This window comes from Mesorhizobium sp. M1273, from assembly GCF_040318195.1.
Lineage (GTDB): Bacteria > Pseudomonadota > Alphaproteobacteria > Rhizobiales > Rhizobiaceae > Mesorhizobium.
The window spans coordinates 177,703-192,032 of the sequence record NZ_JAMYLV010000007.1 but is presented as its reverse complement, the minus strand read 5'-3'; the positions used below and the strand labels follow the sequence as shown (position 1 = coordinate 192,032).

Below are 14,330 nucleotides of genomic sequence, written 5' to 3'. Positions count from 1 at the left end.
TATCTGTTTCTGATCAAGCGAATGCTGACGATTCGCGCTGTCAATGCGCGGTCTTGACCATGTCGACCTGGGTTTCGGTGAGGTCGTCATGCAGTATGTGGTCGAGCCGGTCGGCAACGAGCTGGTCGTCGCGGCGGATTTCGCGTTTCCACGGCCGGCGACCCTTCAGCACGCCAGATTCGTCGACGATCTCAGCGACGTATTCTTCCTGGCGATAGGCCATCACATGGACGCCGGACACACCGGGAATTTCCTTCACCTCATTGATGATGTCGATGCAGAGCTGCTTGCCTTCCTTCTTCTGATCCTGAGCGCCTTCCAGGCGCTTGACGATCTGATCGGGAATGTGAATGCCCGGTACGTTGGAGCGGATCCATTTGGCCGTCTTGGCCGAGGCCAGCGGCCCGACGCCGCACAGGATGAAACATTTCTCGGTATAGCCGAGATCGCGGACCTTCTGCATGTAGGTGCGGAACATCGGTACGTCGAAGCAGTACTGGCTCTGCACGAACTGTGCCCCGGCGGCGATCTTCTTGCCCAGCCGATAGGGCCGGAAATCGATCGGCGGCGCAAACGGGTTGATCGCCGCGCCAAGGAAAAGCTGCGGCGGGGTCGTGAGTTTGCGGCCGGACAGGAATTTGCCGTTATCGCGCATAACGCGGCAGGTTTCGAGCAGCGACATGCAGTCGAGATCGAACACCGGCTTGGCGCCGGGCTGGTCGCCGGCCTGCACGCCGTCGCCGGTCAGGCACAGCATGTTGGCGACGCCCATCGCAGCACCCCCAAGCACGTCGCCCTGGATGGCGATGCGGTTCCGGTCGCGGCAGGCGATCTGCATGATCGGGGCATAGCCCATGCGGGTCAGCAGCGCGCAGATGCCGACCGACGACATGTGGCAGTTGGCGCCGGAAGCGTCGACGGCATTGATGGCGTCGACCCAGCCGTCGAAAATCCTGGCGCGGTTGTAGACGTCTTCCGGATCGGCGCTGTCGGGCGGATTGAGCTCGGTCGTCACTGCGAACTCGCCGCGCCTGAGGACGCGTTCCAGCCGGCCACGCGAGGTGTGGCCGGGCAGGGGATCGAGCGGCAAATGGATGCCGGCCGGATTCTCGTCTGGCTGACGGCCGATCATGCCGATGCTCCGGTCTTCGTAGTATTCCGGGCCGCATTGCGGGCGGCCGCGGCCTGCGCGGTGACCCGCAGCCAGGCGGAAGTTTCGCGCAAGGACTGATCCACCGGCTTCTGCACTTCCAAAATCTTGTCGCCATGCACCATGTTCCGCGAGCCTTCCCAGGCTTTGACCCAGACGCAAGGCATGTCAGGCTCGACCTCGCAATTGCCGTTGGCGCGGACACCGCCGCAAGGGCCGTTGCGCAATTGCTTGGGGCAGTTCATTGGGCACGACATGCCGGTCGAGGAAAGGATGCACTGGCCGCACATGCGGCAGTCGAACATGAATCCCTTGACGCGCTTTTCGACGAATTTCACAGGCCCTTCGACACGGCTATAGCCGATGCCCTTCCACAGCGGATGGAGGAGCAGGAACATGTCGGCGAATTTGCCGTAGAACCATTCGAGCAGCCGCGAATGCCGCACAGACCAAAGGCGCACCGCGAAAGAGCGCTGCACACGCCGCTGCGGCGACACGTCGGCCGGCTTGTAGTCGGATTTCGGCGCCGCCTTCTTGACGATGGTCGCCTGGGTCACGCCGGCTTGAGCCGTCGTCGCCGGCATTGATTGGGGATCAGACATTCTCTTTGCCCCCCGCCTTGACCAGAGCGACCAGCCGCTCACGGTCGTATTTCGCATCAAGTTCCTGAAGAGCCTTCTCGGCCTCGGCTTCAAGATCGTCACTGACCGGGAGGGGTTCTGCCTTGTGCCATTCGGCAAGATAGTCGTCGGTGCCGCCAGCGCCGGTGCGCATGGCGCACATGTCGATCGCCTCGGTGAAGCGCAGCGGCAGTTCGCGCTTGGCGTTCTGCCGGCCCTTCTTGACGATGACCTGGGCGGGGATGTCGCGCCAGTAGACGACGATCAGATCGGCCATAATTTCCTGCTCCTGCAGAGCGCCGTGCGTCCAATCGGACGCACAAACGATGCTCTACCATTTAACTCCGCTGCATCGTGCTCTCCGAAGATCGATTCCGATCTTTTGGCCAATGCAGTGGTTTCGAGCATTGCCGGAAGCGCTGTTGGGCTGCTTGTTATGGGACGACGCGGGGGCCTTCAAAAGCGACGCAATCGACGGCCGCGGTTGAAAGCGGAGTTTCTTCCAGCACTGGTCAGCCGGCGCGGCCATCGTAGCTGCCGACCAGCTTCCTGTGGAAGCGCACGTAACCTCGTTCGGTCGTGCGTAAATGCTCCGCGACGATGTCATGGAAGCGCGGCAGGCGGTGGAAGGGAACGGCCGGATAGGAATGGTGCTCGGAATGGTACGGCATATTCCAAGCCACGAAGCGCACCAGCCTTGTGGTGAAGGTGGTGCGGGTGTTCTCGAGCATGTTGGCGACATGTGGGCACAACGCGTGCTCGGCCAGCAGGTAGGCACGCAAAAACGGCTGTCCGACCAGCACCGGCACGATCCAGACCCACAACAGCAGCGCCGACTGCGCGGCGAGCGATGCGGCCAGCAATGCCGCATAGCCGATCAGGAACTGCCGTGCTTCGGCAACCACCTTGCCGCGGCGCTTTTCCGGCACAAAGCCGTCGCGGTTGCGGCCCGCCGCATTGGTTGCGATCACACGGCCCATGGCGATCCAATAGGGGCCGCCTGACAGATAGCGCAGATATTGGCTGATGGTCTCCGGCTTCGGGGCCATCAGTTCGGGGTCGTTGTCCGGGTCGTGCGTATGGCGGTGATGGGCGAAATGGAAATAGCGGAACCATGCCGGCGGCAGCAGGATAAGGAAGCCGGCCACGGCGGCGATGGTGCGATTGAGCCGCGCCGTTCTGAACGCAGTTTCATGGATGGTCTCGTGCAACGGCGTGAAGAAGAAGACGATCAGGATTCCCTGCGGCAAGACGAGCGCGGGCCAGAACGGGATGCGAGCGGCGATCAGCGCGCCTAGCAGGATAACCAGCCCGGCATGGACCGCCAGCCGGACAATGCCTGGCCGGTCAACCCTGGCGGTGAGGTCGCGACGGTCCTCGACCGAAAGGCCGGCAATGATGGTGCGGTGGTCGATGTCGCTCATGATGCAATGTTAGTGGCGGGTGGCTGTCCGGTAAATCGGCGCGTCACCAGACGCCGTTCCTTATCCCCGTCCAGAGATAAAACCATATCGTCGGATGATACCATTGTGTCGAAGGTAGGCCGGGATCCACCGTGCCGAGCTTGCCGGCCAGCGCATCCCTGACCGCTTCGACGCAGATGTCGCGCGAGAAGGCCGCCTGCCGCAACGCGTAGCTCGAAACTGTGTCGCCCGGCTGCGGTTTGCCACGCGTCTGCCGCAGCACGCCGCCAGTGTCGACGCCGGCGTCGACCAGATGCACGGTGGTGCCGAAGTTCTCCGCATCGCCTGAGGCCAGCGCCCAGTAGCCGCCGTTCATGCCACGATATTTCGGGGCGATGCCGGCATGGTAGTTGAGGACCGGGCAAGGGATTTTCGCCAGCGTCTGCCGCGACAGCAAGCGGCAGCCGGCGAGCAGCACCACACCCGGCTGGATTTCCGCAATCGCCTGCAGGCACTCCGGCGCGTTGGCCGACGAGACATAAATGATCTTTTGCCCAGGCTTCGGTTCGGTTTGCAGCTTCTGCCCGGCGGCAAGCCGTGCTGCGTGGCCGGCGAAGAAGCGCTTGCCGAGGCGCGTCAGCACCATCGTGCCGAGTTGACCGATGGCCGAGGTCCAGCCTTGCCGCCGCGCCCGCGCGAGAAGCAATTGCTTTTTGGATTCAGGAGCTTCGAGGATGACGCTGACCGGGCCGAGTTGATCGGCGAGGGCGTTGACGATCGCCCAGATATGCGGGCCGCCTTCGGTGACGACGACGATCGGCCGTTGGTTTGTTTTCGACAGTGCCATGCTCTGCGACTCCCCGCAAAGAACCTGTTCTTTGCGCGCGAATGCTAGGCTGACCGGGTTAACCCCTGGTGATCGGGGCTCAGCGCTTGAATTCGAGGATATCGAGCTTCGATTCGTAATAGGGCGCCGGGAACTCGATGCGCCATTCACTGGCGCTGTTGCGGAAGGCATAGCCGACCTGATCGCTTTCCGGGCCGCTGCCGTAGGGCTTTGCCGGATCGTCGTTGACGTGGAAGGAACCGAGATAGATCGCGCGTTTTTCGCCATCGTCGAAGAAGCGGCCCTTGGTGCGCTGCGAGCCGGTGATCTTTTCCAGTCTCCAGCCGGAACCGTCGTCGCTCACCTTGCATTTGAACCAGCCATAGATGACGAGCGGGCTCAATCCGCCGGCCTTGATGGTGCGGCATTGCCACTTGCCGGTCAAATCCTTGTCGGAGAAGGAAACCAGAGGCTTTGCCAGCAAAGCGTCGAGCTGCTTGACCTCGGCGGGATCGCCGGCCTTCGCCTCGTCAAGCGCTGCCTTGCGCGTCTCGCCATATTTGTTGAGCCGCGCCTTGTCGGCAGCCGTTATCAGCGTCTGCACCTCGCCATCGGCGAACGCGGGCATGGTCAAGCAGAGGACAGTTGCTGCGGCAAACATGAGGCGAGCGATCATCGGTGGCGTTTCCCTGTTGATGGCTGGAGCAGGCTGTTTTCTTGTCTGGCGCATACCTTAATGTTTCGCCGCGTTCTGTCATCCGTGCCTGAGCATCGACAGCAGAAACGAGGTGGAAAGAATGCGGATCTTGCTGACGGGATCGTCCGGTTGGCTGGGCAGCGCCTTGGCGCCGCGCCTGCGGGCTCTTGGCCATGACGTCACCGGCCTCGATCCCGTTCCGTCTTCGGAAACGCCGATCGTCGGCTCAGTCGCCGATCGCGACCTGGTCATAAGGGCGGTCGAGGGGAACCGCGTCGAGGCCATCATCCATAGCGGCGCGCTGCACAAGCCTGACATCGAACGTTATCGCAACGAGGATTTCGTCGAGACGAATGTGCGCGGCACGCTCAACCTGCTCGACGCGGCGGCAGCATTCGGCGTTCAGCGTTTCGTGTTCACGTCGACGACGTCGCTGATGATTTCCCAAACCATTCGTGCCGGCTTCACCGGCGGGACGCGCAAGGCGGCATGGCTGACGGAAGACATGTCGCCTGAACCGCGCAACATCTACGGCGTCACCAAGCTTTCAGCCGAACAGCTCTGCCGGCTCTATCATTTGCAGTTCGGCCTGCCGGTGATCGTGTTGCGCACCGCCCGGTTTTTTCCCGAGGCGGACGACATGGCGCACGTGATCGAACAGTCGGATGCCAACACCAAGGCCAATGAGCTGTTGTTCCGCCGGCTGACGGTGGAGGACGCAGCCGACGCCCACATCGCTGCCCTGGAGAAAGCGCCGCAATTGGGCTTCGACACTTTCATCATCTCGGCACCGACGCCTTTCCAGCCCGAAGATTGCGCGGCCTTGATCGCCGACGCGCCGTCGGTCGTGGCGCGCTATTTTCCGGATTATCCGGCGCTCTACGCGAAGAAAGGCTGGACGATGTTTTCGTCGATCGACCGGGTCTATGATGCGTCGCGGGCGAGGAAGCGGCTGGGTTTCATCTGCAAGACGAGCTTTGCCGATGTGCTCGCCCGGCTTGTGGCGGAATAAGAGCGCGGGTATTCGTCAGGAATGCGCGTCACTGGGAGAGGTAGTTGGGAGTAACAATCTACTTTGAAGGACAGTTACGGGGTCACGAGCAATATGCTGCTTTGCTGCACGAAGCCAAGGCGTTCGCCATTGCGCGAGACTGGCCGGTGCGCGAGATCGATGAGCGCGAGAAGACGCTCAATCGAGTCATTGATGAACGAAACGTGGATTATATTGGCCCTGTGTTTGGAATAGAGCTTCAACCGCATCCCAATTCGGAACCGCTGCGGCTTGAGTTCGACAATCACCTCTTCGTTCAACAACATTGTAAAACTCAGTTTTCAGGTGCAGGCGCTCATATCGAGATCATCAGGTTTCTTCGCGAAATTACTCGCTTGTTCTCCAGTCTCAATGTCGTCGATGAAGGGGAGTATTGGGAGCTAAGTGATCCGTCAATTCTGCAAAGTAATTTCGACAATGTCGATGCAATGCTTGCCGAAATATTGCTTAAAGATCCAACCGCGCGGGGGCCGATCCGCCTTGAAACCGGGCGCATTATCGATGTCATATCGGATCGGTGAATCGGTGGGCGAAAATGAACGGCAGCCTCCGGCAAACGCTTAGAGGACGCTATTTCTTTTACGAATGTGCTGAGGCGCTGGCCAGTTCCTTCGTCAGGTCACCATAGCCGGTCGAGCGGCGCTCATAGGCGAGGCCGAGCATTTTCGCCGCCTTTTCGGCGACCTTGTCGAGTTCCGGGTCGTTGGTCTGAGCGATATAGATCAGCTTCTCGTAGTTGCCGAAATAGTCCTTGATCAGCTCCGGGTGCTTGTCGAGGCCGAGCGGCTTCATGAAGAAGGCATCGAATTGCCGGCAGAGGAAGTCGGTCATGTAGAACGACATCATGTCGTCATCGGCGACCTTCGCATAGGCATCCATGCCCTGGTAGAAAGCAAAGCAATGCGGCCCGGCCATGCGCTCGACGCCATGCTTCTCGCAGATCCGATCGAGCAGGCCACCCGTGCCGCAATCGGCATAGCCGACGAAGATGTGTCTGTAGCCGTCGGTCTTGGCCTTCTCGATAGCCCTGTCCATGGCCGGCGCGATGCGGTCCGGATAGAAATGGAACTCCGCCGGCAGGCAGGTCAGGTCAAGATGGTCGAGCCCGAGCTGCTCCTTGACCGCCAAAACTTCGCGCGCGATCATCCCGCAGGCGATGACGAGCAGCCTGTCGCCTTGATCGGATTGTTGTTTTCGCGCGGTAGTCATGGAACCAGTCTAATCGATCTTCGTTGCTGTCCAGCGAATTTATATGCTGAGGGAGACACCAATCATGAAATTGTTCCGCGTCGCGCCAATCGCTATTCTCGCCTGCGCCTTGGCTGTTTCGGCCTGCGCCAACACGGTGCGCGGCGTCGGTAAGGATATCAAATCCACTGCGAAGGCAGTTGACGATACCGTCAAGAAACCCTGATCCGCACGGCTCTCAACATTTGGGAATAAAAAAGCCGCACTGCAAGGCGCGGCTTTTCTTGTTCGTGCCGGACTTATTGGCTCAGGCCGAAGCGCGGACGTTGTGCTTGCGCTTCATGAAGTCCTTGGCGGTCTCGACTGCCACCGCGGCGTCGCGGCAATAGGCGTCGGCGCCGACGGCTTTGCCGAATTCCTCGTTGAGCGGTGCGCCGCCGACCAGTACGACATAGTCGTCGCGAATGCCTTTTTCCTTCATCGTATCGATGACGACCTTCATGTAAGGCATGGTCGTCGTCAGCAGGGCCGACATGCCGATGATGTCGGGCTGGTGCTTTTCGATGGCATCGAGATATTTTTCGACCGCATTGTTGATGCCGAGGTCGATGACATCGAAGCCGGCGCCTTCCATCATCATGCCGACTAGGTTCTTGCCGATGTCGTGGATGTCGCCCTTGACGGTGCCGATCACCATTTTGCCCTGCTTCGGCGCGCCTGTGGCGACAAGCAGCGGACGCAGGATGAACATGCCGGCCTTCATCGCGTTGGCCGACAGCAGCACTTCGGGAACGAACAGGATGCCGTCGCGGAAATCCTCGCCGACGATACGCATGCCCTCGACCAGAGCCTCGGTCAACACCTTGTAAGGCGCCCAGCCGCGCTCGAGAAGGATATTGGTGCCTTCCTCGATTTCTTCCTTCAACCCGTCATAAAGATCGTCGTGCATCTGCTGCACCAACTCGTCGTCGGAGAGTTCCGAAAGGATGATCTCGTCGTCGGCCATTTTTTCTCAGGCTCCTTGCCGGCTACAACTATCGCGGCAGCTTAAAAATATCGCGTCAATACCTAACCCGCACGGGCCGGTTGTCCATAGCTGATTTGCGACTTCCCGCAAAACGAAAGCGACCGTAAATCTCTTGGAATTCTTGTCGATTTTGCGACAGGCGTTGGCGCTGGCGGGCCGTTTCGAATAGGGTGCATGGCTACGATCCGGCCAGAGACCGCAATATGCGGCCGCAAACGGATTTCAGGCCGGTACAACAGCCCGGCCGGAGTAAATCAGGCCAGAACGAAAGCCAGGGAAGAACGATTATGAGTGAGAACGCGCCGGTCGATCAGGAAGCGTCAAACGCACGGCGCGGGCGCGCTGCCAGCGGTGGCGCCGCAGCCCGACGGGCCGCGCGTTCGGGCGGCGGCCCCGGCACACAGCTCACCTATATCAAGCGCAAGATCAACGTCTATGAAGTGCTGGACGAGGAAGGGCTGGCGCTGATCGAAAAGAACACCGACACGGTGCTGGAGGAGATCGGCATCATCTTCCGCGACGACGCCGAGGCGCTGCAGCTTTGGAAAGAGGCGGGCGCCGACGTCAAGGGCGAGCGGGTGCATTTCCCCAAGGGCCTCTGCCGCTCGCTGTTGAAGACCGCTCCGTCCGTCTATACCCAGCACGCCCGCAACGGCGAGCGCTCGGTGCAGATCGGCGGCAACGCGACAGTGTTCGCGCCGGTCTATGGACCGCCCTTCGTGCGCGATCTCGACGGCGTCAGGCGCTATGCGACGATCGAGGATTTCCGGAATTTCGTGAAACTCGCCTATATGGCGCCGTCGATCCACCATTCGGGCGGCACGGTTTGCGAGCCGGTCGACGTGCCGGTCAACAAACGGCATCTCGACATGGTCTACAGCCATATCAAATATTCGGACAAGCCGTTCATGGGCTCGGTGACCGCGCCCGAGCGCGCGGAAGATACGGTGGCGATGGCCAAGATCGTGTTCGGTGACGATTTCGTCGAGAACAACACGGTGCTGACCAGCCTGATCAACGCCAACTCGCCGATGGTCTTCGACGAGACCATGCTGGGAGCGCTGAAGGTCTATTCGCGCCACAATCAGGCCTGTATCGTCACGCCGTTCATCCTTGCCGGTGCGATGAGCCCGGTGACGGTCGCCGGCACGCTGACCCAGGTTTTAGCCGAGGTTCTGGCGGGAGCGTCGTTCACCCAGCTGATCCGGCCGGGTGCGCCGGTGCTGTTCGGCACCTTCGCCTCGTCGATCTCGATGCAGTCGGGCGCGCCGACCTTCGGCACGCCGGAGCCGTCGCTGGTCTCGTATGGCGCCGCACAGCTTGCCCGTCGGCTCGGCCTGCCGTTTCGCACCGGCGGTTCGCTCTGTGCTTCAAAAATCCCCGATGCGCAGGCCGCCTACGAGAGCGCCAACACGCTGAACTCGACGATCCTCGCCGGCACCAACTTCGTGCTGCATTCGGCTGGCTGGCTCGAGGGCGGTCTCGCCTCCTGCTACGAAAAGTTCATGATGGATATCGACCAGCTCGGCATGACGCAGAAGTTCTCTGAGGGTGTCGACCTGTCGGAAAACGGCCAGGCAATGGACGCCATCCGCCAGGTCGGCCCGGGCAGCCACTATCTCGGCTGCGATCACACCCAGGCCAATTTCCAGACCGCGTTCTACCGTTCCAACATCGCCGATAACAATTCCTACGAGCAATGGCTGGCCGAAGGCGAAAAGACCGCGCCGCAGCGCGCCAACGAGCTCGCCCGCCGCTGGCTGGAGAGCTACGAGGCGCCGTATCTCGACCCGGGCATCGACGACGGGCTGAAGGACTTCATCGCCAGGAAGAAGGCGTCGATGGCCGACGCCTTCACCTGAAAGGAGCCCGAATCAGGCGGGGCTAAAGTCGCCAACATCATCCACAAGGAAGTCTGGCGGAGCGCCTTCTCCGACCCGGACAAGAAGGGGTGATCCCGAGCGCGGCATGACTCAAACAATCGCGGCGGCACTTTCCGTCCATGGCCTTATGCTTCGCGGCGGCTTCAATTTTGCAGGTGCTGAGGAGACACCTTCCGGTCTCTCCGGCGCTGCCGCCAGATCCGTTCTGCTGGTGGGGCAGGCGGGTGCCGCACCTTGGCCGCACTTCCTGCGCTGGCTGGAGAGACAGTCACAGCCGATCGACGATCCGCTCGACAGATGGTCTCGCGAAGTGATCGGCGCGGTGGCCGAAAGATTCGGGGCACGCGCGGTGTCGCCGTCCGACAGGCCTTATCTGCCATTCCAGCAATGGGCGATGCGTGCGGAGGGGCTGAAGCCGTCGCCGCTCGGCGTTCTCATGCATCCGCAATATGGGCTCTGGCATGCCTATCGCGGCGCGCTGCTGTTCGAAGACGAAATTGCGCTCCAAGAACCCCGCGACGTGATTCACCTTTGCGACACATGTGCCGAAAAACCTTGCCTGAAATCCTGTCCGGTCGAGGCTTATTCTGCGAATGGTTTTGCACATGAAACCTGTCTGGCCCATGTGCGCGGGCAAAACGGCGCGCCCTGCCGGACCGGCGGCTGCCTTGATCGCAACGCCTGTCCTTACGGCACCGATTATCGCTATCCGGCCGAGGTTCAGGCCTTTCACATGGCAGCATTCGCGCGTCTGTAGCGTCGCCGAATGCCGCACGAAATCTTGAAGCAGATCGCCTCATTACAGCTTGCGGCGACGGTCAGCGCGGATATCTATCGCACGACACGTCAACGGAGCGGGCGATGGCCAAGCAAGCGATCCAGATCAAGACGAGTGACGGCATGGCCAAAGCCGGGCTGTTCCGCTCGGCAGCCCCAGCCAAGGCAGCGATCATCCTCTACATGGACGCTTTTGGCCCGCGACCGGCGCTCGACCAGATGGCGGAAAGGCTTACCGACGAAGGCTATGCGGTGCTGGTGCCGGACCTTTTTTACCGCAACGCGCCCTACGGCCCTTTCGAAGCCAAGACTGCGTTCAGTGACGAGAGGAGCAAGGCCGCAATCACAGGTCTCGTCGGCGGCACGACCCAGGAGATGACGATCCGCGACAGCGGCGCGTTCCTCGATGCGCTCGCTGCGCAAGGCCTGACCGGGCCGGTCGGCATTGTCGGCTACTGCATGGGCGGAGCGCGGGCGCTGAACGCGGCGGCCAGCTATTCCGACCGCATCGCCGCTGCTGCCAGTTTCCACGGTGGCAATCTGGCCGGTGACGCCGCCGACAGTCCGCACCGGAAGGCCGCCTCACTCAAGGCAAGGGTCTATATCGGCACCGCCGGTGTCGACCGCAGCTTTCCGCCGGAGCAATCGGCGCGGCTGGCCGAAACACTGCGCGCCGCCGAGGTCGATCATGTCATAGAGAACTATGCCGGCATGGCGCATGGCTGGTGCATGCCGGACCATAGTGCCTTCGATGCAGCCGGCGCCGAACGCCACTGGAAGCGGCTGACGATGCTGTTTGCGGAGACGCTCGGCCAAGGCACGCCAACCATTACGACGTGACCGCCCGCCAAAAAATTCTTTCCATCGCCCCAAGGAACCGCCATTAGCCTTCGTCCAACAGGCAAATGATGGCGATGATGCTGGACGAAAGCGAAGCCTCCGACGCCGAACTGATCGGACGGGCGAAGGGCGGAGACCGGGGTGCTTTCGGCAAGTTGCTCGAAAGGCACTATGGTTTCGTCTATCGCGCCGCCTATCGCTGGTGCGGGAAAAAGGCCGACGCCGAGGATATCGCCCAGGAAGTCTGCGTCCGGCTCGGGCGGGCGATCCGCGACTATCACGGCAGCGGTGCCTTCACGACGTGGCTCTACACCATGACGCTGAATGCGGCGCGCGACATGATGCGCAAGACCGCCCGCGAGACGATCAAGACCGAGGCCTATGGCGCCTATGCGCTGATTTCGGCGGAAATCTCGGCCGAGCCGGAAGACCCGGCCGAGGCGCTCTGGGCAGCGGTACGCAAGCTGCCGGACAAGCAGCGCGACGCGGTGCTGCTGGTCTATGGCGAAGGGCTGAGCCACGCAGCCGCCGCCGAGGCGATGGCGATCTCGGAGACGACGGTTTCCTGGCACATCCATGAAGCGAAGAAACGGTTGAAGACGCTGATGCGTTCAGCCGGGGAAGTGTGACCATGGTCGACGACAACGAACTGAACAGACTGCGCGACATCGCAGCACCGGCGCCGGACGCGGACGCAAAGGCGCGTGCCCTCCAGGCCGCGCTGCGCGCCTATGACATGGAAGAAAAAACTTTGCCTGCCGCCCAAGGATCGGCAGGCGGGGTTCGTCTCACAGAGCGAGCACAAAGGCTCTGGAGCGAAATCATGCAAAAGAAACTCTTCGCCACGCCGGCCATTGCCGGGCTCGTTGCCCTGCCGATCGCCGGATACGCTACCATTTACATGCTGGGGGAATCCAAATTCGGCGGGCCCGAATTCGGCAGGGATAAGATCACCGAAACGCTGGCTGACAAGCCGACGACCGTCAAACCGCCGGTCGTTGCCGAAGCGGACAAGCAGAAGAAGGCGGACGCCGACAGTGAAAGCCGCGACACCGGCGAGGCGCTTGTGGCGCCGACATCGCCGCCGAAGGCGGAATCGACCGCAGTCGGCGGGCTGACGCAGCAGGATGTGCTCAGCCGCAATGCACCCGAACCGCAGCCGAGCAGCGAGCTTGCGTTGAACGGCGACGCAAGCTCCGCGGCCCCTTCAGCCGATGGCGGCGCGCGGGTCGGCCGCATGCCTGGCACGGTTGCCGAGCCCAAGCTGATGGCACAGCAGCCCGCCGCTGCGCCGGCCGACCAGATGCTGCCGCAAGAGGAAAAGCGCGACCGCGTCGAGAATTTCAAGACCAACCCGGTGCATGCCGCACTTGAAGACCCGGTCTCGACCTTCTCGATCGATGTCGACACCGCTTCCTATTCCTTCGTCCGGCGCTCGCTGAAGGAAGGCTTTATCCCGCAGGCCGACACGGTTCGCGTCGAGGAGATGGTCAACTACTTCCCCTATGACTGGAAAGGCCCGGACTCCGCCTCGACGCCGTTCAACTCGACCGTCAGCGTCATGCCGACGCCGTGGAACGAACACACCAGGCTGATGCATGTCGCCATCAAGGGTTTCGACGTGAAGCCGGCCGAGCAGCCCAGGGCCAATCTGGTCTTCCTGATCGATGTGTCGGGGTCGATGAACGAGCAGGACAAGCTTCCGCTCCTGCGGTCGGCCTTCCGACTGCTGGTCAACAAGCTGAGACCTGACGACACCGTCTCGATCGTCACCTATGCGGGCGATGCCGGTACCGTGCTGGAGCCCACCAAGGCTTCGGAAAAGGACAAGATCCTCGCTGCCATCGACAATCTGACATCCGGCGGCTCGACGGCAGGCGAGGCCGGCATCAAGGAAGCCTACAGGCTGGCGCAGAAATCCTTCGTCAAGGACGGCATCAATCGGGTGATGCTCGCCACCGATGGCGACTTCAATGTCGGCCAGACCGACGACGACGACCTGAAGCGGCTGATCGAAAAGGAGCGCAAGACAGGCGTATTCCTGTCGGTGTTCGGCTTCGGCCGCGACAATCTGAACGACCAGATGATGCAGACCATCGCCCAGAACGGCAATGGCACTGCTGCCTACATCGATACATTGGCGGAGGCCGAGAAGGTGCTGGTCGAGGATGCCTCCTCGACACTGTTCACCATCGCCAAGGACGTGAAGATCCAGGTCGAGTTCAACCCGAACAAGGTCTCGGAGTACCGGCTGATTGGCTACGAAACCCGCGCCTTGAATCGAGAGGATTTCAACAATGACCGGGTCGATGCCGGCGAGATCGGCTCAGGTCATTCAGTCACCGCGATCTACGAGATCACGCCTAAGGGCAGCGGCGGCGAACAGATCGACCAGTTGCGCTACGGCCAGGCCTCGGTGAACAATGGCGGTGTCGCCAATGCCGACGAATATGCTTTCGTCAAGATCCGCTACAAGCTGCCGAACGAGGACACCTCGAAGCTGATCACCACGCCGGTAACGTCAGCCAATGAGGTGGCGTCGTTCGACCAGGCCAGCACCGACCAGCGTTTCTCTGTTGCCGTTGCTGCCTTCGGCCAGAAGCTGCGCGACGAGGATGCTACCGCGAAGTTCGGCTACGACAAGATCATGCAGATTGCCACCGCCGCCAGAGGAGCCGATCCGTTTGGATACCGGTCCGAGTTCCTCTCGCTTGTGCGCCTTGCCTCGGCGCTCGGCGGTAACCGGTAGTGGCAATGACGGCCGGTTTCTTTCAGATGGGATCGTTCTGATAGGGGGAGCCGGCCTACGGGCGAGTGAGGCAGGCCGGCGAGGGAAACCTTGCCGGCCTTTTTTCGCGGCCGCACCGC

General features: G+C 61.5%; 16 protein-coding genes. 8 read left to right on the top strand and 8 right to left on the bottom strand.

Annotated elements, in window-relative coordinates; translation table 11 throughout:
• Positions 1-40: 40 nt before the first annotated feature.
• The 6 genes from NKH30_RS10990 to NKH30_RS10965 form a co-directional block, all read right to left on the bottom strand.
• Positions 41-1,132: a methylenetetrahydrofolate reductase gene (locus NKH30_RS10990; RefSeq protein ID WP_023676515.1), complete on the bottom strand. Its 1,092-nt coding sequence runs from the start codon at positions 1,130-1,132 to the stop codon at positions 41-43.
• Positions 1,129-1,752 carry a methylenetetrahydrofolate reductase C-terminal domain-containing protein gene (locus NKH30_RS10985; RefSeq protein WP_352454616.1) on the bottom strand — a complete coding sequence of 208 codons (624 nt, stop codon included), beginning with the start codon at positions 1,750-1,752 and terminating at the stop codon, positions 1,129-1,131. The genes NKH30_RS10990 and NKH30_RS10985 overlap by 4 nt, the downstream gene beginning before the upstream one ends.
• Positions 1,745-2,047 carry a virulence factor gene (locus NKH30_RS10980; protein WP_352470289.1) on the bottom strand — a complete coding sequence of 101 codons (303 nt, stop codon included), beginning with the start codon at positions 2,045-2,047 and terminating at the stop codon, positions 1,745-1,747. Before NKH30_RS10980 ends, NKH30_RS10985 begins: the two co-directional genes overlap by 8 nt.
• Positions 2,048-2,282: 235 nt before the next feature.
• Positions 2,283-3,194, bottom strand: coding sequence for a fatty acid desaturase (locus NKH30_RS10975; protein ID WP_352679959.1), 912 nt, complete (start codon positions 3,192-3,194; stop codon positions 2,283-2,285).
• A 43-nt stretch (positions 3,195-3,237) separates the two neighbouring features.
• Positions 3,238-4,020 carry a formyl transferase gene (locus tag NKH30_RS10970; protein WP_352679962.1) on the bottom strand — a complete coding sequence of 261 codons (783 nt, stop codon included), beginning with the start codon at positions 4,018-4,020 and terminating at the stop codon, positions 3,238-3,240.
• Between the two features lie 79 nt (positions 4,021-4,099).
• Positions 4,100-4,675, bottom strand: coding sequence for a DUF4893 domain-containing protein (locus NKH30_RS10965; RefSeq protein ID WP_352995386.1), 576 nt, complete (start codon positions 4,673-4,675; stop codon positions 4,100-4,102).
• Between the two features lie 121 nt (positions 4,676-4,796).
• On the opposite strand from NKH30_RS10965, the gene NKH30_RS10960 reads away from it, so the two are divergent.
• The gene (locus NKH30_RS10960) at positions 4,797-5,708 is read left to right on the top strand and encodes an NAD-dependent epimerase/dehydratase family protein (protein WP_352995383.1); all 912 of its coding nucleotides are present in this window, start codon (positions 4,797-4,799) and stop codon (positions 5,706-5,708) included.
• 44 nt (positions 5,709-5,752) lie between these two features.
• Entirely contained in the window at positions 5,753-6,268 is a 516-nt protein-coding gene (locus NKH30_RS10955) for a hypothetical protein (RefSeq protein ID WP_352500950.1), read from the top strand.
• A gap of 58 nt (positions 6,269-6,326) precedes the next feature.
• Here the strand turns inward: NKH30_RS10955 and NKH30_RS10950 are convergent, their stop codons facing one another.
• Positions 6,327-6,956, bottom strand: coding sequence for a DUF1638 domain-containing protein (locus tag NKH30_RS10950; RefSeq protein ID WP_352500949.1), 630 nt, complete (start codon positions 6,954-6,956; stop codon positions 6,327-6,329).
• 64 nt (positions 6,957-7,020) lie between these two features.
• Between NKH30_RS10950 and NKH30_RS10945 the strand changes: the two genes are divergently transcribed.
• Positions 7,021-7,161, top strand: a complete 141-nt coding sequence (locus NKH30_RS10945; RefSeq protein WP_023676507.1) for an entericidin A/B family lipoprotein — start codon at positions 7,021-7,023, stop codon at positions 7,159-7,161.
• A gap of 81 nt (positions 7,162-7,242) precedes the next feature.
• Here the strand turns inward: NKH30_RS10945 and NKH30_RS10940 are convergent, their stop codons facing one another.
• Complete coding sequence (locus tag NKH30_RS10940) at positions 7,243-7,941, bottom strand: cobalamin B12-binding domain-containing protein (RefSeq protein WP_023676506.1); 699 nt, start codon at positions 7,939-7,941, stop codon at positions 7,243-7,245.
• Positions 7,942-8,249: 308 nt separating this feature from the next.
• On the opposite strand from NKH30_RS10940, the gene NKH30_RS10935 reads away from it, so the two are divergent.
• The 5 genes from NKH30_RS10935 (at position 8,250) to NKH30_RS10915 (ending at position 14,211) form a co-directional block, all read left to right on the top strand.
• On the top strand, positions 8,250-9,824 hold the full coding sequence (locus tag NKH30_RS10935) for a trimethylamine methyltransferase family protein (RefSeq protein WP_292654762.1): 1,575 nt from the start codon (positions 8,250-8,252) through the stop codon (positions 9,822-9,824).
• 106 nt (positions 9,825-9,930) lie between these two features.
• Positions 9,931-10,602, top strand: coding sequence for a hypothetical protein (locus NKH30_RS10930; protein ID WP_352679972.1), 672 nt, complete (start codon positions 9,931-9,933; stop codon positions 10,600-10,602).
• Between the two features lie 104 nt (positions 10,603-10,706).
• On the top strand, positions 10,707-11,462 hold the full coding sequence (locus tag NKH30_RS10925; protein ID WP_352679974.1) for a dienelactone hydrolase family protein: 756 nt from the start codon (positions 10,707-10,709) through the stop codon (positions 11,460-11,462).
• A gap of 68 nt (positions 11,463-11,530) precedes the next feature.
• Positions 11,531-12,091 (top strand): RNA polymerase sigma factor, encoded by a 561-nt coding sequence (locus NKH30_RS10920; protein ID WP_352995379.1) that lies wholly within the window; start codon positions 11,531-11,533, stop codon positions 12,089-12,091.
• A gap of 2 nt (positions 12,092-12,093) precedes the next feature.
• The gene (locus NKH30_RS10915) at positions 12,094-14,211 is read left to right on the top strand and encodes a vWA domain-containing protein (protein WP_352995376.1); all 2,118 of its coding nucleotides are present in this window, start codon (positions 12,094-12,096) and stop codon (positions 14,209-14,211) included.
• The last annotated feature ends 119 nt before the right edge of the window (positions 14,212-14,330 follow it).

What these genes read in the sequence shown, in the direction of transcription:
- NKH30_RS10990 (WP_023676515.1), bottom strand. Translation starts at nt 1,132, where the DNA reads ATGATCGGCCGTCAGCCAGACGAGAATCCGGCCGGCATCCATTTGCCG.
- NKH30_RS10985 (WP_352454616.1), bottom strand. Translation starts at nt 1,752, where the DNA reads ATGTCTGATCCCCAATCAATGCCGGCGACGACGGCTCAAGCCGGCGTG.
- NKH30_RS10980 (WP_352470289.1), bottom strand. Translation starts at nt 2,047, where the DNA reads ATGGCCGATCTGATCGTCGTCTACTGGCGCGACATCCCCGCCCAGGTC.
- NKH30_RS10975 (WP_352679959.1), bottom strand. Translation starts at nt 3,194, where the DNA reads ATGAGCGACATCGACCACCGCACCATCATTGCCGGCCTTTCGGTCGAG.
- NKH30_RS10970 (WP_352679962.1), bottom strand. Translation starts at nt 4,020, where the DNA reads ATGGCACTGTCGAAAACAAACCAACGGCCGATCGTCGTCGTCACCGAA.
- NKH30_RS10965 (WP_352995386.1), bottom strand. Translation starts at nt 4,675, where the DNA reads ATGATCGCTCGCCTCATGTTTGCCGCAGCAACTGTCCTCTGCTTGACC.
- NKH30_RS10960 (WP_352995383.1), top strand. Translation starts at nt 4,797, where the DNA reads ATGCGGATCTTGCTGACGGGATCGTCCGGTTGGCTGGGCAGCGCCTTG.
- NKH30_RS10950 (WP_352500949.1), bottom strand. Translation starts at nt 6,956, where the DNA reads ATGACTACCGCGCGAAAACAACAATCCGATCAAGGCGACAGGCTGCTC.
- NKH30_RS10945 (WP_023676507.1), top strand. Translation starts at nt 7,021, where the DNA reads ATGAAATTGTTCCGCGTCGCGCCAATCGCTATTCTCGCCTGCGCCTTG.
- NKH30_RS10940 (WP_023676506.1), bottom strand. Translation starts at nt 7,941, where the DNA reads ATGGCCGACGACGAGATCATCCTTTCGGAACTCTCCGACGACGAGTTG.
- NKH30_RS10935 (WP_292654762.1), top strand. Translation starts at nt 8,250, where the DNA reads ATGAGTGAGAACGCGCCGGTCGATCAGGAAGCGTCAAACGCACGGCGC.
- NKH30_RS10930 (WP_352679972.1), top strand. Translation starts at nt 9,931, where the DNA reads ATGACTCAAACAATCGCGGCGGCACTTTCCGTCCATGGCCTTATGCTT.
- NKH30_RS10925 (WP_352679974.1), top strand. Translation starts at nt 10,707, where the DNA reads ATGGCCAAGCAAGCGATCCAGATCAAGACGAGTGACGGCATGGCCAAA.
- NKH30_RS10920 (WP_352995379.1), top strand. Translation starts at nt 11,531, where the DNA reads ATGGCGATGATGCTGGACGAAAGCGAAGCCTCCGACGCCGAACTGATC.
- NKH30_RS10915 (WP_352995376.1), top strand. Translation starts at nt 12,094, where the DNA reads ATGGTCGACGACAACGAACTGAACAGACTGCGCGACATCGCAGCACCG.